The following is a 21740-nucleotide window of genomic DNA, read 5'->3' on the forward strand; positions in this document are numbered from 1 at the left end:
CTCGCTGGATGTCCGATCATTTGCCCGCCACTTGCAGCGCGACGTCACTTTGGAGTTGACCGTCATCGCGTCGTGTCGTTCCCCAACTGATTTCAGGACCGAGAGAGCTGTCGACACTAATCGAGTTTTTCCGATTTCATTGTCGTTGCTGCGCTTAGATTATCGTCATAGATCATCGGAGGCATCCAGCTGACATCAGAAAACTTGACCGCGATACTGACCGTGATTTCCTCGCGACTTTTCGCCTTGGACGGATCTGGGGATACAACGACATCATTGGCTCCGCTCTTAATCGAGCAGCCTTTGAGATAGTCTTTCACAATCTTCTGAACACTAGCCTGCGTGGCACCCTCGACTGCGGCGGCACGTGCCCCCTCTCGGCTTGCATTGACCAAGATCTGTTGCACCATGACGACGCGTCCGAATTCAATGATCCCGAAAACCAGCAATAGAAAGATGGGTACGACAAGTGCAAACTCGACAGCGGCGGCACCGACGCGATTGGGGCGGTTGCGAGCAGCAATAGGATTCACGAAGGACACCCGAGTTGTGTTAGACATGTTGAATCAGTGAACAATTCGCGGTGACGAAAAGACGCCCGCACTCGTTTGAGCGCCGTCGCCCTGGATCAAGCCCTCGAGCGTCAGCGACGCCGGCTGAACGTTAATCGCTTTTTCACCTCCGGTCAGTTTTACCGCCATGATACGTACCGCAACGAACTTTACGATCTCGAACATGGCGTTGTTGCCGTTGCCCCAAACACTACGATAGACCGGGACCACTCGCACTTCGCCAATGATGGATTCGAGATCGTCTTTCATGGCTGCGCTTAAGCCTGGGTTTCCCGAAAGATACAGGGTCCCCAATGGATTTAATTCAAGTGAGCCTCCATGAAACTGAAGGTCTGCACGACTAAGTCCATTACGAATCTGTTTTGAGATATACGAAGTCGAATTGTTGGTGACACCGATGTTGACCGTCCCTAAATTCCCTGAGCTTCCGGTCTCATTAGGGAATAGTCTCAACTCGGGAATTCCATCCGCCTCGGCGGTGACCTGCCCGGTCTTGGGATCGTAGCCCCAGACGTCAGCGTCCGATTCGTGCGATTGATCCCAATAATCTTCTTCGATGGTGATGGGAAGCATTGGAACGTTTTTACCCGAAGGAGGGATTTTGAATCCCTTGACATCACGCACGAGCGCCGCCGTGGCTTCCGCATCCACATCTTGTTCACTGCGATTTAAAATACCACCAAAGAAAAGGGGAACAGCCCCGTTCTGTGAGCTGGTTCGACGAATCCTTACTTTGACGGCATTATATTTTGTGGGGTCGTCGAATTTCAGTTCCGATTGCCCTGAACCAAATTCGTAGTGCCCAATACTTACGTCAACGTTTGGCGCGACGGACGCAACTTGTCCAAGCACGGGGTTTGATGACGTAAACTCCGAAGCGACACTACGAGCACGCTTCGTAATTTCATTGATGTCTTGTGAGCTGGCAAACTCGACGACAGCAGCGTGTGCGGTGGCATCGGCCGTACGCTGAGTTTCCGTTCTTGCCAAAGCTAAATAGCCTGTGTCGATGGCAAATGCCACCATGCCAAACATGATGACAATTAACACTGCGGCCAAAACCGCAATGGCCCCCTTACGGTTTCGGCGATTGCAGAATTTTCTTTGCGAGTTTGATAATTCCGACGCTGAGTTGTACCTATTTGTGGGCATCATACTACAGAGGAATGTTCGTCTTCACTGTTGGCGGCCTGGCGACCTCGCGTGAGGCCCATGGCTTTGCGAACCAATCTCACGATTGGGTTGCCGGGGTCTTTGAAAAGACGTGTAAGGAAAGTGTTGTTATCAATGACATAGCTTTCCTATCCCCCCCCTGCTTGAGTTTTTCTGCTTCGAATCCGCCTGATCCAGATTTAGGCGTGTGCAAAATCAGCACACTTAGCACAACCATACGCGCAACAACCAGGAACAACCATACGCGCAAGCCATCTAGACGAAGAAGCCAGCGTACGCCAAACCAAAGTTAGCGTGGCGAATTGCACCACCGGCGTGACGCGTGATGCATCGGACGGTTTCACCGGTGATCGTCTTCATCGCAAACCTGGATGGTGGCCAACTTTGCCTCTAGCACGACGAGTTTCTTTCGCAGAGATTCGACTTCCGTCTGGACTTGCACAAGCCGCTCGTGGACCGCTTTGGATTCTTCTGCGGTGACGATTCCATCGGCTTGTAACCCGAGTAACCTGCGGTATTCTCCCTTTCGCAGTGATTCGATCTGCGTCGCCGTCATCCACTGCGTTCGCACGCTTTCGGTTTGCAACCGCAATCGATCTCGGTCCGCTTTGGCTTTCGCCAGCAAGTCGTGGTATTGCGCTAGGGCGACTCGAGCTGCCGTGCGAAGATGATAGTCGGGACTTCTCCAATTCGCTCTTGGCAGATCGGCAGCATCAACGAACGCCGAAAGAGCATTATCGAGTCGTTTGTCGTCGTGTTTTTCCTCAAGAGCTTCGGCCACCATTTCGGCCAGAAATTGTTTTGCTGCACACGACTTCCAATCGCCAAGAGTGGAAAAGACCAAACTGGAATTGGAGGTACGATCTCTTTCGAACAACCGTTTGATTTTGGGAAGTGCCGCATCGGGCTGGGATTCGCGGAGTGCACAGGCGGCCGCGATTGCGACTTCCACATTGGGATCATCGATATGATCCAACAGCAAATCCGTCGCTTGATCACTAGCCCCTTTGTTACCGGCCCCTTTGTTACCGGCCCCTTGTCCACCGGCCCCTTGTCCACCGGCCCAGCGGAGCGACAGCAATAGGATCAAACGCCGCTGCAATCGTGTTTCCGATTTCAAAATTTCGATCAATGACTCCGCACGTAATTCTCCGCCCGCCCGAAACAGCGAATAGATACACACCATACGGACCGTCGCGTTTTGTCGTTTGTCCTCGGCGATCTTCGCGATTTCGTCGCGTTGGCCGTTGTTGGCCAGATCCGCCAGGATTGGAATCGCTTCGTAGGGAAACATGTCAACGACAAGCGTATTGTCCGTGCTCGGCGTTACCTGCTTTGCATTGATATCGGATTGGTAACCGAAGGGTTCAAGCAAATAGGGTACGATGCCTTGGTGCAATTCATTGATTGGCAACCGGTGCTCGGATGAACTGGACGAGCGAATTCGATAGTAGACGTTGTGATAGGCACGATACGCAGTGTCACGTCCTCCCCCCGATCCACTGAAATCACCATTTCGGCGTGACTCTTCGAGCAAAGTCTTTGCGATGACTCGCAAATCGTCTTCAGTGGTTTCTTTCGTTTCTTTCCATGCCTCGTCGGCCCAGTATCGATCGACAAAAGCTTGAACACGGAGCCGAACCGCGGCTTCGGAGTAGTCTCGCGAGTCGGGTTTGGGATTAAACACTTTTCCGCTGATCAACATCAGCGTTTTCTCGTATTCAGGCACCATGATGTGCCTAGAGCTTCGCTTGGTATGCAGCACCATGTAACGCAGCAGCAACGGGATCGCTGCTTTGTCCGGCGCCAGACGGATAATCGACGTGGCCTTGGAGTAATTAGTCCAATGCGTGTTGTCGTTGGTCTCTGCAAGTAACGATTCTGCTTCGAGCAATCGGTCGGGATGGCGAGCTGTTTTCAGCAACCGAACGAAGTCGGATTCCAGCCGGTAAAGCAATTCGTCTTCGGCCGAGGTCCTTAGTGTTTGACGTTCCTCCACCGCGCTGCGGGTACCAGAGTCCTCGGCGGGGGACTCTCGAGCGACAAGGATTAGCGCCGCACCAAGTCCACACAGTAGGAGAACCGCAGAAAGAAGGGTCGTTTTCATCAGTGGCTCCCAAATGTTCCCGGCTTGCCTTGCGATTCAATCGCGGACTTATCGGACAACGATCCACGACGCGTTTTCTTAGCCGAAAACCTTAAATTAACGCGAAACCGTGATTCGATGGGGATGCGAGCGAATAAAAGACGCTCGATAGATCAAAACCGTTATCGCGGTTATCAGGATGCGAACAACGCCATGGTGTAAGTGGGGGGGTGAGGACGAAGCAACGCGGCATGCTGTACAAGTCAGGAAACATTTTCCATCGCCGGGTCAACGGGAAGCGTTGCGTTTGGCAGACATTTGCTTGCTTTACATCCCCAAACCGTCTAAAACATGAGCAGAGTCCAAGGTGTCAGCATTGCCCTATAGTCAAGCAAAAACCGACACGAATCTTATCTTCTCCTTGGTCACTCGTCCGACATTGCTGCTTTTCACGACTAAACACTTTTCACGACTAATCGAGCACAACGATGGTGGATCTAAAGACCAAAGAGATTGACCGACTGATCCTGTCCGCGACCACAGCGCGTGACCAGGCGTATGCTCCCCACAGTCACTTTTACGTCGGCGCCGCACTGCTGATGAATGACGGCACGGTCGTGATCGGATGCAATGTCGAGAACGCCAGCTATTCGATGTGCTTGTGTGCCGAACGCGTCGCAGCATCGTCGGCAATCGCCGCGGGTTACCGCGAGTGGCGTGCGATTGCCATTGCCAGTGTGGGCGGCGTGGCCCCCTGTGGTGCATGCCGCCAATTTTTGTCCGAGTTCGGATTGGATCTACCGGTGATCACCACCGATATCCTGGACGGCAGCTACAAGATTCGAAATCTGAAACAGCTGTTCCCCGAAGCGTTTGACGAATCAAGTTTGCCACATCACGCGTAGACGCGGCTATTGCGAACGACCGAGCCGGCGAAAGTCGGTTGCGATGGCATCGTAAACGCGTGCGAGTACCGGACGATTGTCGCGAATCGTCATACTGCCGAGCTGACCCGATCGCACCTCGGCACTGGTGATTGGATCCAATTTGGTGATGCTTTCCAAATAGGGTTGTGCCAATCGCATCTCACCGGAACCATCCAACGTCGGTTCCACCACCAATGGGCCGCCGACATTGGCCGCCAGCGCGGGATGCACCAGCATGCGAGAGGCGCGAGGACGCAGCGATGCCGGTTTGGCTTTGATTGTCAAACCGCCTCGTAATCGGACGCGCGACGATGAATCGTTTTGGCAGGCCAATTGGTACGCATCCACGTCTTGTTCGGGAACCACGGCAAGCAGTTCCTTTTCTTGCGGATCCGATACTCGCAACAACTCTTGTCCCGCGGCAACAAAACGTCCTGGCAGCGACTCGACTTGATTGCCAACGATGTACCCCGAGCGATTGGCAACCACCGTCAATTGAGCGATCTGTTCATCCATTTCGGCAATTTGGCGTCGCAGGGCATTGGCGTTTTCGAGAGACGTGGCGGCCTTGGACAATTCGCCTTGTCGACGATATTGAATCGCTTTCAGCTCGGCGATCTCGAGGTCGTCTGCTTTCTTTTCGCGTTTGATCCTTAGTTCAGGATCCTTTAGCCGCATCAACAATGTTCCCTGCTCGACATGTTGGCCGCGCTCAACGAACAGCGACTCGACGAACGCGTCACTCGGTGAACGGGCGATTTGTTCGTCTTGGAACCGAACGACCACGGGCACGCGACGATCAAACGGCGAAGACACCGTACTGAGCTGTTGGAACAGAGCGATCAGTAAACTGGCGTAGAACAGCATTCGGCGACGATAAAAATTCAGTCCGAACCGTTCGCCCGGTTCCAGCATCCAAATCTTCCACACCCAGCGAACTGCCGGAATCAGGAACCACATTAAGACACCGGCGATGGCAAGCAGGATCCCCAATCCACGCGCCCACATCGCAACCCCTAAAACCAGCCCGCCCATCCAAAAGACTTGGAAAACAACGCTGCAAGCCGCGTGAATCGACGCAAACCATACTCGCCATCCCGACAACAATTGACGCGTTTGCGGGATACCAAAGAACAACCGCTGCAGCACCGACCCTAGTTGCCGGCGTCCGTGCATCCGTAAATTTGGGATCTCGGTCAGATCCGACAATACGTAGTATCCGTCGAGTCGCAGCAGTGGATTGGCGTTGACCAACAGCGTGGCGGGACCGGAGATCAAAAAGAACTGAGCGGTGATATGTTTTGCGTAACCTTCCGGTAAAAACCACCATGCCCAAGCCGCAACGGCGGCCACGGCAAGTTCGAAGTAAACTCCGCCAAGTGCAATCTGAACTCGATAGAACCGTCGCCGCAGTTTCCAGGCGTCGGTGACATCGACGTACGCCAAGGGTGCGAGCAGAAAGAACATGATGCCAACCTGGCCAACTCGCACACCATGGTGTTTTGCCGCGACCGCATGGCCCGCTTCGTGGACCAGTTTTGCAACAATCCAAATCAAAAACAGCATGGGCCAAAGCCCCGGATCAAACATCCGTCGCAATTCCGCAGCAAATGCTTCGAAGTGTCCATAGACCACGCAGAGACCGCTAAAAACGAGCAGCATCCAAATCGAAAAACCAATCGGTTCGAACGCAGGCCCCAGATACCGGGTCAACCGCGTCGCGATGCGGTCACCGCGAAACAGTGGAAAGCGTTGGCTGATCAACCACGGCAAAAAACGCAGCAGCATTGTCAACAAACCAGGCCGAGGCGGTTCCGGTGATCGGGGTGCTGCGTCGGTGATCGCGTCGTACGATGCGGGATCGGTTGAGGCCTGATCTGGATTTTCACCGGTCGCCGCCGCGTCCTCTATGGGTGATTCGGTCGGCTCGGCCGATCCCTGTTTGATCACCGCGACATTGGCTTGGACCAATTGAGCGATGAATTTCGCTAGATCTTCGGTCGTCCACTCGACCCCTTCGCTATGCAGCGCATTGAACAATTCGGGAATGCCTCGAACACCATCCAACAATGATGCGACGCGATATTCCTCGGGCCCAAGCTGAAAGAATTTTCCCGTCGCTTCGTGATGCGACACATAGGTCGTGCGTCCGCCGATCTCGCGCGCGATGAAAGTCACCTCGGGATCCAGGATTACGGTCGGTATCGAAGGAAGATCGGCGTCACTGCTCATGATTTCACTAATAATGTGGGATAGGCGTCCAGCCTGTCATCGTCGCTGCTGTTTTCGAGTAGCGACAACACGCACTCAATTACCTGTTCTTCTCTGTCTAATACTAATACCCAACCCACCACAACACGCGTTCAAAACCGCCTCGAATCCAAGACCAGATCCAGGGCCGCAAGGGGCCATAGGTGGTTGCGTCTCCTTGCATCCCTGGTCGTAATTTGCCGTTGGTATTTTCAACTTCCACCCGTCCGATAAACACATTCTTGTCGTCACGGATCACCGATGACGGATAGAGGTCGTCGAGTTCTTGTTGGATCGAACGGCCGCCGATCGAACCAAAGCGAATCCGTGTGGGTGAATGAGCGCTGACAAAATCAATTTCGTGTGCCGGTATTTCAATTTCAATCGCCATCTGATCCATCGGCGAAATCTCGAACATCGTCTGTCCCAGTTCCAGTGGGGATCCGATGTATTGGCTCAGATCGCCGCTGATGATCACGCCATCGATGGGGCTGACCACTTCAAGCCGTTGCAGACGATCCGAAAGTAACTGCAATGTGCGGTTGAGTTGCCGTTCGCGCAATCGTGCTTGTTGGGCATCCGCGATCCGGCCGGTGGCAAGTGCCGTGTCATGCTCTTTGGATGCTTGTTGTATTTCCGCCAAAATCGATTCGCGTTCAAGCCGAAGCGGACGCCCATCGAGCGTGACTAACAGTTGGCCCGCCTTGACCGTTTCGCCGGGTTTGACATGGTTGGATAACAACGTCGCTTCGAACGGGGTCGCAACCAAACGCTGTTGAATCGGTTGCACCCGGGCCGTGCAAGCGACGCGGTAGTGGACGGGCCAAAACGCCGAAAGCAGCCCGACGAGCATCAGCCCACCGACAATCGTTAACGTACGGCGGGTCACATTTCGTATTGCTTTGGGCGCGGCATATTTTGGACGACTCCAAAACACGTTGGACAGCGTCCGGATGATCGTCCGCAACCATTCGCCAAAGACCGACTTGTTGGCCACGGGGTAAATCCAAAGCAAACAGCGTTGGTCCGAGTCGGTTTGCGGCATACACAAAATCATCGCCTGATCGTTGATCAAAACACCACATTCGGCGTCGACCAGTTCTGTCCACTGCTGGGCTGCGGCGATGCGAGGACCGCTTTCGGGGCCGAGCCATCCCAGTCGTTGATCATACAAACGTTTGAGCTGAGCGTTACCGATGCCGCAACGAACGGTGGCGTCGGGAAATCGACGCGAAATCTCTTGGGTCAAAATCCGCATCGCATCGACGCGAGTTCCGGCCGAGGCGATCGCGCCAATGATTTCGAACAATTTCCCCAATTGTTCAGGTGGACTAGCTTTGGATTCCGAACCTGAGTCGGGTGAGTTTTGGCTCGCTTGATCAGCAGCAGGCCGCGGTTTGACCTTATTTCCGGTCAACGAGACGTGCAGCATTGCATCGGGATTTAACGAATCGGTGGGCGGTACAATGCTCATCTTGTCGCTCCCTGCGGCGACAACAGATCGCTTCGGTCTGGCCGTTGAGAAACCGATTGCTTCGCCTTGGCATGATTTCGTTGCGAGCTCGACAAAATGCTCAGAGTGCAACGATCACCGGCGCGTAATTGGTGCTCGATGTTATCCAGTTCGACTCGCACTTGCACGGTTCCACTTTCGCCATCGATGTCCGGTGCAATCGAACTGATTTTGGTATCGATCGTGTTGCCGTTGCTGCGCAAGAAAACGCGTGCGGGTGTCCCCACGCTTAGCCGCCCAATTTCTTCGGCGGGAACATTAAAGACGCCAATCAATCGATCCATCACGAGCAATCTCGCAATCACCGGATCACTCGGTGAAACATATTCGCCGGGTTCGCGGAAAAGTTCGGCAATCACGCCACTGACCGGAGCCACAATTTTTCGCCGCTGCAATTGCAATTGATACCGTTCCAATTCCAAACGACGCAGACGCGACTGCTCTTGCGCCGCCACCAATCGGGCTTCGGCGATCTCCAAGTCAGCTTCGGTGCGACGCAGTTCATCGGGTCGAGCCATATCCTTGGCTGCCAATGTACGCACCATGCCGACGCGTTGTCGCTGCAATTCGGCTTCGACTCGCGCCGCGTCCTCGTTGCCTCGCATGTTGGCCTGCAGTTCCGCCAATTTGACGGCCGACACCTGAACGTCTTCATCCAGACGTCCTATGATTTGCCCGGCTTTGATCGCATCCCCAATCTCGACTTCCATTGACAACAACAATCCAACTTCGGCCGCAGCCACCATGATGTCATGCTGGGGTTCGGTAAAACCGTCATAGATCAATGTTTGCGGCTGCGAATAGGCAGGCGATTGCGAAAACGCTCGGGGGGCATCGACAATCGAAATGATGCTGACGCTGCAGACCAAGGATGTCGAAACGACGAAACACTTCATGTGATGTCTGAACATGGACATCATCCCCAATTCGTCTTTGTTTGATTGTGTCATGCTTAGGGCCCCTTATTGTCATTGGTTTCGATCAACCCCGAATCTCGATTCCCGAGTCCGAGCCGTGTCGGACGCGGAGGTGTCGCAGGTGAGGCGACACGAATCTCTACCGCGGCGGCGTTCGGGATCGCCGGTCCTGGTGGTGCGGTCCGCCATGGCAGGATCATCTCGCCCACCGATTCTTCGGACGACAAGATCGCAGCACTCGCGGGGGCATCGTCCGATGGATGCTGGAACGAGCCAAATTCGCCACGTGGGACCATCGCGCCGTCACCGTTATCGGATGTACGGACAATATCGATATCGGTGCGTCCCGGAACTCGCATCGTCTCGATGTTTTCGTGAATCAATAGATTGCCCATTGCACGCTCGAGCTCAATCAACGACACCAAGTAATTGACCTGCGTCGACACCCACTCGCGTTCGGCATCCGAGCGGCGTTGTTGAGCATCAAGCAGATTTTCAAGCACCACCCCGACACGCGTGCCATCGCCGCCGAGCATCCGGTAGCGTTCGGTTAACACATCTTCTTCGTCAATGGTGGCCATCACGGTTTGGCGTTTGCTTTGATGCTGGGCAATCGAGGTGTCGACATCGATCAGCGCGGTTTCGATCTCGGCACGTGTGACCTGCATGGTTTCACGCAGTTCTTCTGATTTTTGACGATACCAATGAACGGCTTCACGATGACGGGCGCGGGCATAGCGATTGCCTTGAGGCATTTCGTACTGCAGGGCCGCACTCAACCCTGGCCCTCCTGCGGTAAACTGTTTCCCAAAGGAACCGAAGACGTCGTTATGTCCATTCAAACCTGCCAAGTAGGCATCAAACACGGCGTTCAGTTCGGGCAGCAATTGGTTTCGTGTGATCCGCATCGAAAGGGCTGCCGATTCCAACTCTTTCGCCGCGGCACGGACCTCGGGTCGGTTCTCTAGCCCTTTGATCACCGCATCGCGAAGTGTCCACTGCAGCGATGCTGCCAACGGCGGATCCAAGGGAATCATCTCAAGCGTGTTTTCCGACGAAACAAGCTCGGGGCGGCCGATCAACATCGCCAACCGGGCTTGTTGACGCCGCACATTGGCTTCGGCCGAGATGATTTGGTCCATCCGGCGTGCTAAGCGTCCGCGGACCTTGGCCAACTCGATTCGGCTGGAATCAAAATCAGCACGTCCAACAATGACACGCTCGATCTCTTGGCCACGCTCAAGTAGCTTTTGCTGCTGCAAGAAATGACAACGCGCTTCATAGAGATGCCAATACGCCGTCATCACGTCGGCGATTCGTTTCTCGACCTGCCGCCGCATCTCTTGCCACGAAACGCCGGCATCAATTTGGGCCTGAGTCAACAATCGCTCGGTATAGACCTGTCCGCCACGCGCCAACAACGGCCGGGTCAGACTGAGACTTAGTCGCGAATTGCCTTGATGCTTGGGATCAAAGAACAAACTATTGCTGTTCAGCGTGCCCAATTCTTGCGACAAATCCCAAGTCGATCCACCTCGTGTCGTCCGGGCAACGCCCGCCGAAACGCCAAACGTATCTTGCTGCAGCCGGCTTGGCCCCCCGGTGGTCAACGTGTTGCCGACCGGATCGTTGGTCATTCCCGCATTGGATTCCAACAAGATCTTGGAATCGAATGCTGCATCCTGCTGGGTGACCTTTTCCAACGCCACACTGGTTCGACTCGAAACACTCTTGATTCGCGGACTATGCGTCAACGTGTCGAGCAAAACGGTGTTCAGATCGAACGAAACCCAATGTGGTTGGGGCATGATCGGACTCGCGATCGACGCATTCCACCACTGAAAGTCATAGGGATCCGCTGGGATGGCGGGATCGGCTGGGGCGGCCGTGACGGACGTCGCTTCGCTGTCCTGCTCGGCCTTGGCAACAGACAGAGTGCCAGCGAACGTTGCGTAAGCAACGATAGCTAGCACAAGGCCCAGCGACCAGGAAAAGCGACTACGAAACATGTCTTGTCTTAAATACCATCAGAGGGGCAATCGGGTACCGGCGTACACATGCCGTATGCGTTGTATCGGACAGACAGCGGGTCACGTTGTGATGACTAACGCGAAAAATGTGGCGTCTTCATCGTTGCAATCGGGTAATCGTTGCGGCCGAAAAACTTGACGCAATCGTCAAACTCGCCCCATTCGCAATAGGCGGTCTATCTTGATGAGATTTTGGGGGAAATACGAAGGCACGTAGCAGATTACGAACGCATACTTTTATTGCGAATCTGCGGGTTTCCGCACAGCATGAACGCAGAACACCGCGAAACTCGCCTGTGCCTATCCGGACACCTTTCTGGGGATACGTTTCCCAAACATCAGCCACCGCGCAACCGGTACGGGCAACGCAACCGTCATATTTTCAAGCGGGAATGAGTGTGGATAGCCAATAGACCGATGACAGCAATGCAGCATTCTCGGAGATGCGGGAGCCATCCGGGGTGCCCACACCTTTTCCACGGGAATCTCCGTCCAGTGCAACTCAATGTGCAAGTTGGTTTAGTTTCATGGCTCGCGAATTTGATTTCTATCCTTTAGAAGACCGCATCCTCCTTAGCGGCGACGGTCTTGATGCGAGCGACGGCGGCGGTGAGATCGATCTCGATTTGGCAGCCGCACTATTGCAACAACTCGATGACGCGGATGGCGAAGCCATCGATCCGACGACACAGGTGGCGTCACAGCCAAGTAATAATGACGACACTCAGGGAACCGAGTCAACTCATACGATCATCGATGCGCCGGACCTTGATCCCGCCAATCCAATCGAAGTGGTTTTTGTTGATGCGAGTATCGAAGATGCGGACACCCTGATCGCAACTCTTCGCGATGGTTCGCAAGAGCAAACGCAGTGGTTGATCATTCGACTCGATGCAGACCGTGATGGTATCGAGCAAATTAGCCAAACCATGGCATCGCTGTCGGGCGTCGACGCCATCCACTTGCTCAGCCATGGCGATGGCGAGAGCATTGCACTGGGATCGACGCGGCTTGATGCGCAAACAAGCCAAGCTTATGTGAGCGACATTGCACGCTGGGGAGTTTCGCTCGATGCAGATGCGAGCATTTCAATTTACGGATCCGATCTAGCCAGTACTGAGTCGGGTCGCGAATTAATTGAAGTGATGGCAGCGGTGTGCGATTGTGACATTGCGAATCGCGACGGATCGCTATCCGGCCCAGAAACGGTGATCCCGCGTCAGGAAGTTGCCTTTGTCGATACATCGATTCAGGGGTACCAACAACTTGTCGACGACCTGCTGAGCAGTTCCGGTGCATCGCGACAAATCGACGTGTTCTTGCTTGACGCCACACGCGATGGTATTTCACAAATCAGCGAAGTGCTGAGAAGCTATGACGGTTTAGACTCGATTCACGTCGTCTCACACGGACTTGATGGCGGGATCCAGCTAGGCAACACTTGGGTTGGTAGCGACACCTTGGCGATCCAAGCGGAACAGGTCCGCAATTGGGGCAACGCACTGACTGCCGACGGCGACTTGTTATTCTATGGCTGTGATTTCGCGAGCAACGCCGATGGCCAGTTGTTGGTGGGGCAGTTTAGCCAGTTGACCGGCGCGGATGTCGCTGCCAGCGTCGACTTGACGGGGCACCAATCGCTCGGTGGCGACTGGGATTTGGAATACCATGTCGGTGCGATCGAAACCAACGTCGCGTTTAGCTTGGACGTGCAACAAGCGTGGACCGAGGTGTTGGAAGCCGCAGTGGATACAACATCGACGGGAACCAGTACCGGCGGAACGGTGACCGTATCGCACGCTACCTCGGGGACCAACCGTTTGATGTTGGTGGGGGTTTCACTAAATCAAGCTGCCGGCGAAACGGTGACATCGGTGACCTACGGCAGCCAGAATCTGACGCTGGTGGGTGTTGAGGAAAATGGCGATGCGAGAATCGAGATTTGGTCACTCGTCGCGCCGGATATCGGTACTGCAAACGTCCAAGTGAATTTTAGTGGCACGACCGACGGCAACACGGTTGGGGTCACCACGTTTACCGGGGTCGATCAATCCACCCCGCTGGGAACGTTTGCATCAAACTCGGCAGCGAGCGGCGGGACGGCGACCACCACCGTCACTTCGGCTGCCGATGAAGTCGTCTTTTCCGTGGTCGCGGTTGACGACACTGTCGACTACAACTTGATTCCCGGCACCGGGCAAACCGAGCGGTGGGATTTGCTGGGCGGTGGTGACATCAGCGGCGGGGGCAGCACGCAAACCGGTGCTGCGTCGACCAACGTCGAGTGGACTTGGAGCGGCAATGATAATTGGGCACTCGGTGGCGTTTCCATCAAGAGCGTTGCCAACACCAGCGGATTGCAAGGTCACTGGACGTTTGACTCCGGCGTCGGTGCATTGGACAGCAGCGGGAACAGTTATGACGGCACGTTGGTCGGCAATGCCGCCGTCGATACCACGACATCGACCAACCAAATCGGCGACGGAAAATTAACACTTGACGGTACGGGCGACTATGTCGACGTGTCGGCGCATGTGTCGAATTTTGCGTTGCTTAGCGAGGGCACTTTGTCCGCGTGGGTCAACGTGTCGTCGACTGACTTTGAAACGATTTTTGACATCAGCAACGGTGGCACGAGCGACTTTGCAACGCTGGGGGTTGAAAATGGCCAATTGACTTGGACGCTAAACGCATCGACGGTATCGCTGGTGCGTGCCACATCGACGGCGCAAATCAACGACGGCAATTGGCATCATGTCGCCGTCAGCACATCGGCCAGCGGCACGTCGCTGTACATCGACGGCGTCGAATTGACGGGGTCAGCGGTCACCTACGCATCGGGATCGGCGGCATCGACGCAGTTCCTAGATGATTTGACCGGTTTGACCTCGATGCAAATTGGTGCCTTCAACACCGGTTCGCTCGGTGGCGAATTCAATGGGTTCATTGATGACGCTCGTGTCTATGACAATGGCTTGACCGCCAGCGATGTGGCGGCACTTGCATCGGTCACCACCAATACCTCGTTCCAGCAAAACGTTGGTGGCTACACCGGCACGCAAGATACAGAAATTCGGCAAGCCTCCGCGACCAGCAGCTATGGTTCAGCCACATCGATTGCGATCGACACCGAAAATTCGGGGGCGAATTCCGAATCGCAAGGCTTGCTCCGCTTCGACAATCTGTTTGGCAGCAACGGGGGCCAAATCCCCTACGGTGTCCAGATTGTATCGGCGTCGTTGACCGTGGAAACCACCGGCGACACGTCGGGCACCATCAGTCTGCACCGGATGCTGAACAATTGGAATGAGAGCTCGACATGGGACTCGGTGTCCGGCGGATTGTCAGCCAATGGATCCGAATTGGCATTGGCCGCTGACAGCCAGCTGGTTCCGCCCAGCTCGGGTGCCACGACATTCACCGGTTTGGAGGACACCGTTCAGGCATGGGCCAACGGCGACAGCAACTACGGATGGGGGATTCTGAGCGACAGCAGCAACGGCTGGGATTTTGATTCTTCCGAAGGCACCACCGTTCCGCTGCTAAGCGTCCAGTACATCATGCCGGGATCGCAGGCGTCGGTCGCGCATACGTTGACGGTCGATACCACCAGCGACGTCAGCGATGGTAATACCACGTCGATCGATGCGTTGTTGGCGGACAAGGGTGCCGACGGATTCATCTCGCTGCGTGAAGCGATCATGGCCGCCAACAATACCAAGAACCTCGATGCCTCGACGGAGGATGTCATCAACTTTGGTATCGCTGGGACCGGGGTGCATACATTTTCCTTGACAGCCGCCCTACCGATGATCACCGACGCGGTGATCATCGATGGTTACTCTCAGTCCGGCGCCTCGGTCAATACGCTTTCGGTTGGCAATGACGCGGTGCTGACGATCGAACTGGATGGTTCGAGCGCCGGTAATGCCAACGGGATTTATCTGGGCGAAGGCAGCGATGGCAGCACCATCAAAGGTTTGATCATCAACCGCTTCGCGTACAGCGGAATCCAGATCAGCAGCACCGGCAACTCGATCGTCGGTAACTTCATCGGTACCGATAGCACCGGCAGCTCGGATCTTGGCAACTCACGTGACGGGATCACGATCAGCGCCAACAACAACTTGATCGGCAGTGCGTCGGCGGCCGACCGCAACGTCATCTCCGGTAACAATGACGAAGCGATCGATGTGGACGCGGGTTACAGCGGCACGATCATTCAAGGCAATTATATCGGCACCAATGCCGATGGCACGGCGGCCGTTCCTAATGGACAAAACTCATCAGGTACCTGGGGCGGCGTCTTGCTCGACGGAGGCGGGAACACCGTCGGAGGTTCCGGCGCAGGCGAAGGCAACTTGATTTCTGGCAATTATGAATTCGGCATTTTGATTCATAGCAGCGGCAATACAATTCAAGGCAACTTGATCGGCACCGACGCGGCGGGAACGTCAAGCCTGGGCAACCAAGGCGAAGGCATCGGAGTGGGCTCAAACGCCTCGAACAACACGATCGGAGGCACCGCGGATGGCGCTGGCAACACGATTGCCTATAACACCGGCGTCGGCGTCGAGCTGACCACGTCGGGAACGGGCAACTCAATCCTCGGTAACGCGATCTATTCCAATGGCGGGCTTGGGATCGATTTGGGCGGTGACGGCGTAACGGCCAACGACGGCCAGTTCGACGACACGCCCGATCAAGACACCGGCGCCAACAACCTGCAAAACTTCCCGGTGCTCTCGTCGATCACGGCGGGGCCCACCCCCGTCGTCGTCGGTTCGCTGAAATCAACCCCCAGCCGCACGTTTCGTATTGAATTCTTTGCCAACGCTAGCGGTGATGCCAGCGGTTATGGGGAAGGCCAACGCTATGTCGGCTACATCGAGGTCACCACCAATGCCACGGGCGACGCCACGATCGGTCACTATTTGGACGGTTTTATCGCCACCGGTGAAACGGTCTCGGCAACCGCCACCGATCTGACCACCAACGATACGTCGGAATTCGCCGCCAACATTACCGCGACCAACGTTGCCCCAGTTCTGGACAGCGGTCAAAGTCCCGTGTTGACTGCTCAGAATGAAGACTCTGGGGTTCCATCGGGCGCCGTCGGCACGTTGATCTCATCGCTGGTCGATTTCGCGTCGCCGACGGGCCAAGTCGACAACGTCACCGATTCCGACCTTGGCGCCGCACTGGGTATCGCGATCACCGCGGCCGATACGACCTATGGCAGCTGGTACTACAGCACCGACGGTGGCAGCAGCTGGAACTCGCTGGGCGCCGTCAGCGACAGCAATGCCCGATTGCTGGCCGCGGACGCGGATACTCGGCTCTACTTCCAGCCCAATGCGAACTACAACGGGTCGGTTGCCAATGCGATCACGTTCCGGGCCTGGGATCAATCCACCGGCACCAATGGCGACACGTCGACGATCACGCTCGCTTCGCAAAATGTACTGGACTCGTTTAGCAGCGTTTCCTACGGCAACAACAACGGCTCGCAGTCCTGGAGTGCTAATTGGGTCGAATCCGACAGCTCGGGAGGTGCTGCATCGAGCGGACGTTTCCGAGTCTCCGGTGGTGAGCTCAGCATCCAAGCCGCCAATGCCAACGATTACATCTATCGCGAAGTCGATCTGTCGGATGCCGCCAACGCGACGCTGTCGTTCTCTTACTCCAGCGGCCTGGGATCTTCGGCGACCGTTCACGCTCAAATTTCGGACGACGGAGGAGCCAGCTACACCACGTTGTCGGGAGGGGTATTCAATTCGAGTACCAACACGGGCAGCGGAACCAAGAGCTTCGATATCAGCGGCCAAATGTCAGCGAACACAAGAATTCGCTTTCTCGTTGCCGCGGGTGAAACCGGCGCAGGCGTCAATAACTTCTCCGTCGACAATGTCGAAATCACTTACGACGTACCTGGCGGTGGAACCACGGCGTTTTCGAGTGAAACCGACACTTCATCTTTGGTGATCAATGCTGTCAACGATGCCCCGGTATTGAGTAGCGGTGCGCCAGCCGCAGTCAACGTCAGTGAAGACAGCGCGAACTCATCTGCGGTTTCGCTGGGAATGAGCGGGCTGACGTACGGCGTGGGTGGCGGCAGTGATGAGTCGGGTCAGTCATTGACCTACACGATCACCAACATTCCGTCGCACATCACGCTGTGGAAAGCCGATGGGACCACGCAGGTCAGCAACAACGCCACGCTAACACTTTCCGAACTGCAAGGTCTGATGTACAAGACCGTCGCGGATGCGTTCGGAAGTGGCAACCTGACGTGGACCGTTCAAGACGATGGCGGCACCGCCAACGGTGGTAACGATACGCTGGCACAGAGCATGTCAATCACGGTCAACGCGGTCGACGACGCTCCCGTCGCCGTGGACGATTCCTATTCGGTTGACGAAAACGGGACCTTGGTGGTCGGACCGAGCACCGACAATTTGGTCAACCACTGGGAAATGAACGAAGGCGGCAGCAACCAAACGACGGTGGACTCGGGCAGCGCAGGCAATGACGCCACGTTAGGAGCCGACGCCAGCGCCAACACCGACGACCCCGCCTGGAGCAGCGGGCATATCGGTTCGGGTGCACTTTCGTTCGACGGTTCGAGTGACTATGTCGCTACCTCCAGCACGGTGCTAAAAACCGCGACCAGCTTCACCCTCTCGACCTGGTTTCAAACGGACAAGACGTCGGGACAGCAACACATCCTGTGGCAGGGATACAGCGGCGGTAACGGTTACGGCAGCAGCCCCGGCACCACTGCCCAGTCCGAGATGGGCTTGACCATCGGCAGCTACGATCAAGCCAATAAGCTCGTTTTCTTTATGGGCTACGACGTACCAGCAAATGGCGCCGATGCGATCATGATCGTCTCGGATTCGGACTTCACCGACACCACTCAGTTTCACAACGTTGCCGTCGTCGTGACTGACATGGGGGGCGTACCTATAGCGCGTCGCTGTACGTCGATGGCGTGCTCGAAGGGACCGACACAGGAACGCAGAACGACCGCTCGCAATGGGGTGCCCTGCAAATCGGTAAACCGGGCGCCGACACCCGCTATTTCGATGGACAAATCGATGACGTCCGTATCTACGACACGGCGCTGTCGGAAACCGAAGTCCAAAACATCGCGCATTCCGGTGTCCTGCAAAATGATACGGACGTCGATAGCAATTCACTCAGCGTGAACACCAGTTTGGTGGCGGGTCCGAGCAACGGCACGCTCAACATCAACGCCGATGGATCATTCAGCTACACCCCGAATACCAATTTCAGCGGCACCGATACGTTCACGTATCAAACCAGCGACGGCAACCAGGACTCGAACGTTGCAACCGTCACGATCACGGTCAACTCGGTTAACGACGCGCCAGTGACCTCCGCGACAGGGGGTACCACCGCCTATACCGAAAACGCGGACCCTACCCTCATTGATTCTGGTTTGACGATCACCGATGCGGACCTCGGCGATTTTGATAGTGGATCGCTGAGCGTCACGATCTCCGCAAACGGTTCGGCAAACGATCGGCTGACCATTGTGCCTGGCGGCAACATCACGATGACGGGCACCAACGTCTACCACAGCGGCGTGTTGGTCGGCAGCGTCAGTGGCGGCTTGGGTACCAATCCCTTGGTGATTTCGTTCAACACCAACAGCACCCCGGCGATCGCACAGGAAGTCGGACGGCAAGTGGGCTACTTCAACGTTTCAGACAATCCATCCACCACCGCGCGGACCATCGATTTTGTCGTCACCGATGGTGATGGCGGCACCAGCAACACCGCTCAGAAACAGTTATCGGTGGCGGCTGTGGCCGATGCTCCGATCGCGGTCGATGACCATCATGGATTGAGCTTCGATGGCGTTGACGATTACGTCAATCTAGGCAGCGATCCCGTTCTTGAATTCACCAACTCGATGACGATGGAATTGTGGGCGCGGCCAACCGCGTATCCAGCCTCCTCGAGTGTTTTGCTGAACAAAGAGGGCGAGTACGAGATTGGAATCTCATCGACAGGCAGCTTGATGTGGGCCTTTGACAACACCGATCCAAACTGGACGTGGCATGACACCGGTTATGTGTTGCAACTGAACGAGTGGGCACACATCGCGGTCAGCTACGACAATGGCACCATCAACACCTATGTCAACGGTAACATCGTTGAAACCTATTATGGTTCCGGCCCCATCGGTGATGCGCATGCGGACAAAGACGACTTACGAGTCGGCGGCCGCGAAAACAACCCGGCCGGCAACTACTTTACCGGCGAAATTGACGATGTTCGCGTCTGGAGCACCGTTCGAAGCGATTCGGAAATCCAAAACAACCTTGATCGGACGCTGGACGGCAACGAAACCGGTCTGGCGGGATACTGGAGTTTTAATGAAGGTAGCGGCACGACCGCCAATGACCTGACCAGCAATGCCAATCACGGAACGCTGACCGGCGGCCCGGTTTGGAATGGGTTTTCCACCGATCAAGATACGCCGCTGAATGTGGGTGCGGCCTCCGGAATCATCGACAACGATATCGATGGCGAAGGAGACACATTGACCATCACCCAGGTCGAAGGGGTGGGTGCCAACGTTGGAAACCTGTTGAGGCTTAGTTCGGGCGCGTTGGTCACGGTCAACGCCGACGGCAGCTTTAACTACGACGCCAACGGGGCTTTTGACGGTTTGGCTGCGGGCGAGACCGGCACAGACTCGTTCACCTACACCCTCAGCGACGGCAACGGCGGCACCGATACCGCCACGGTCACGATCACGATCAACGGCACCGACGACGCACCCACCATCGTGGCCGACTCGGATTTCGATGACGCCGGCAATAGCGTGATCGATTTCCAAGGCGGCGACGACACGATCTTGCTGTCGGGCTTGCCGGTCAATACTGCAGCAGGAACCGACGTCACGGTCGAATTTTGGATGAACTGGGACGGCACCGATAACGTGATGCCGTTTGGATTTGGATCGTACGACCTGTGGTTCTCCGGCGGGAATTTTGGATACAACTCCGGGGGCGGCGACCTGTATGGCATCAGCGCCGCCGGCTTGGAAACCGGTTGGCATCACGTCACCGCGGTGTTCCGCAACGGTGACGTCACCGGCAGCCGGTTGATCATCAACGGCGTCGAGCAGACATTGACACAACTTCTGAATTCGCCCAACAACGGCAGTGCGTACGCATCGTCGACCGCCAAAATCTCGGGCTGGAACAACAACACCAGCTACAAATTTGATGGCCAAATCGACCAAGTTCGCATCTGGAACGGCGGCCGCAGCGAGACGCAAGTCCGCGCCGACATGCACCAGGAACTCTCCGGACCCCAAACCGGATTGGTTGCCTCGTACTCCTTTACCGGTGCAACCACCGGCGCGGGTGGCGTGATCGACGACAGCGGCAACGGGCATCACGGCACGATGTCGGGGATCACCGGAGCGAACGTGATCGCCGGCAGCGGTTTTTCGAACCTCGGCGACCAAACGGTCAACGAAGACGACGTCGTCACACTCGAGGTCTCGGCGTTTGATCCCGAAAACGCCGCACTGACTTACACCTGGACCCAAACCTCCGGTCCCGCCGTCACGCTGAGTGATGCCAATGCCGAAAAGCCAACGTTCACGGCGATTGAGCAAGTCGGCGATTATCAAGTCGTCTTCACCGTGGACGCATCCGACGGAACGAACACCACGACCGAGACGGTCACGATCACGGTCAACGCAATCAATGATGCCCCCAGCGGCGTGGATAACACTGTCGGCACACTCGAAGACACCGACATTACGTTCACCGCTGCCGACTTTGGGTTCAGCGACGCGGCCGAAAGCCATAATTTCAACGCCGTTCGCATCACCAGCCAAACGTCCAGCGGAACACTTTACGTTGATGCGGACAACGACGGAGTGATCGACGCGGGCGAGACGGTGGTCGCCGGTAACTATGTCAGTATCGCCGACATCAATGCAGGAAGACTGAAGTACAAACCGCTGGCCGACGAGAATGGAACGGCATACACCGAGTTCACGTTCCAAGTGCAAGACGATGGGGGAACGAGCGGTGGTGGTCAGGATACCGACACAACCCCAAACACGATGACCATCAATGTCACCGCCGTCAATGATGCTCCGGTACTCGACAACACTGGCACAACGACCCTGTCGACCATCACCAAATACCAAACTGACAATGGTGGCCAATCGGTCGCTTCGATCATCGCCAGTGCGGGCGGCGATCGCCTTACCGAT

Annotated in this window: 9 protein-coding genes, 1 pseudogene and 1 riboswitch; of the genes and pseudogenes, 3 read left to right on the plus strand and 7 right to left on the minus strand. The window is 55.8% G+C overall.

Annotated elements, in window-relative coordinates; all coding sequences use genetic code 11:
* Window positions 1-116: 116 nt before the first annotated feature.
* The 3 genes from RMSM_RS34480 to RMSM_RS34490 form a co-directional block, all read right to left on the minus strand.
* Window positions 117-560 carry a TadE family protein gene (locus tag RMSM_RS34480; protein WP_144058169.1) on the minus strand — a complete coding sequence of 148 codons (444 nt, stop codon included), beginning with the start codon at window positions 558-560 and terminating at the stop codon, window positions 117-119.
* 6 nt (window positions 561-566) lie between these two features.
* A complete protein-coding gene (locus RMSM_RS34485; protein ID WP_081614448.1) occupies window positions 567-1727 on the minus strand; it encodes a pilus assembly protein TadG-related protein in 1161 nt (386 codons plus the stop codon).
* A gap of 26 nt (window positions 1728-1753) precedes the next feature.
* A riboswitch (cyclic di-GMP riboswitch) is annotated at window positions 1754-1829 on the minus strand.
* 256 nt (window positions 1830-2085) lie between these two features.
* On the minus strand, window positions 2086-3852 hold the full coding sequence (locus RMSM_RS34490; RefSeq protein WP_144058170.1) for a hypothetical protein: 1767 nt from the start codon (window positions 3850-3852) through the stop codon (window positions 2086-2088).
* A 467-nt stretch (window positions 3853-4319) separates the two neighbouring features.
* Here RMSM_RS34490 and cdd point away from each other — a divergent pair, with 467 nt between their 5' ends.
* Window positions 4320-4736 (plus strand): cytidine deaminase, encoded by a 417-nt coding sequence (cdd, locus tag RMSM_RS34495; protein ID WP_008708664.1) that lies wholly within the window; start codon window positions 4320-4322, stop codon window positions 4734-4736.
* Between the two features lie 6 nt (window positions 4737-4742).
* Here cdd and RMSM_RS34500 read toward each other — a convergent pair whose 3' ends face one another.
* From RMSM_RS34500 to RMSM_RS34515, 4 genes are all read right to left on the minus strand, one after another.
* The gene (locus tag RMSM_RS34500) at window positions 4743-6989 is read right to left on the minus strand and encodes a site-2 protease family protein (RefSeq protein WP_008708666.1); all 2247 of its coding nucleotides are present in this window, start codon (window positions 6987-6989) and stop codon (window positions 4743-4745) included.
* A gap of 103 nt (window positions 6990-7092) precedes the next feature.
* Window positions 7093-8481 (minus strand): efflux RND transporter periplasmic adaptor subunit, encoded by a 1389-nt coding sequence (locus tag RMSM_RS34505; RefSeq protein WP_008708668.1) that lies wholly within the window; start codon window positions 8479-8481, stop codon window positions 7093-7095.
* Window positions 8478-9470, minus strand: a complete 993-nt coding sequence (locus tag RMSM_RS34510; protein WP_008708670.1) for an efflux RND transporter periplasmic adaptor subunit — start codon at window positions 9468-9470, stop codon at window positions 8478-8480. Before RMSM_RS34510 ends, RMSM_RS34505 begins: the two co-directional genes overlap by 4 nt.
* A 2-nt stretch (window positions 9471-9472) precedes the next feature.
* Window positions 9473-11410, minus strand: a complete 1938-nt coding sequence (locus RMSM_RS34515) for a TolC family protein (RefSeq protein ID WP_008708672.1) — start codon at window positions 11408-11410, stop codon at window positions 9473-9475.
* A 584-nt stretch (window positions 11411-11994) separates the two neighbouring features.
* Here RMSM_RS34515 and RMSM_RS34520 point away from each other — a divergent pair.
* Together RMSM_RS34520 and RMSM_RS43250 are read left to right on the plus strand one after the other, a co-directional pair.
* Window positions 11995-17991: pseudogene (locus tag RMSM_RS34520) on the plus strand (DUF4347 domain-containing protein); the annotation flags it as partial.
* A gap of 470 nt (window positions 17992-18461) precedes the next feature.
* On the plus strand, window positions 18462-21740 hold a 3279-nt coding region (locus tag RMSM_RS43250; RefSeq protein WP_144058171.1), incomplete at its 3' end, for a LamG-like jellyroll fold domain-containing protein.

Origin of the sequence: Rhodopirellula maiorica SM1 (assembly GCF_000346295.1) — a bacterium.
In the GTDB taxonomy this organism is placed as follows: Bacteria; Planctomycetota; Planctomycetia; order Pirellulales; family Pirellulaceae; genus Novipirellula; species Novipirellula maiorica.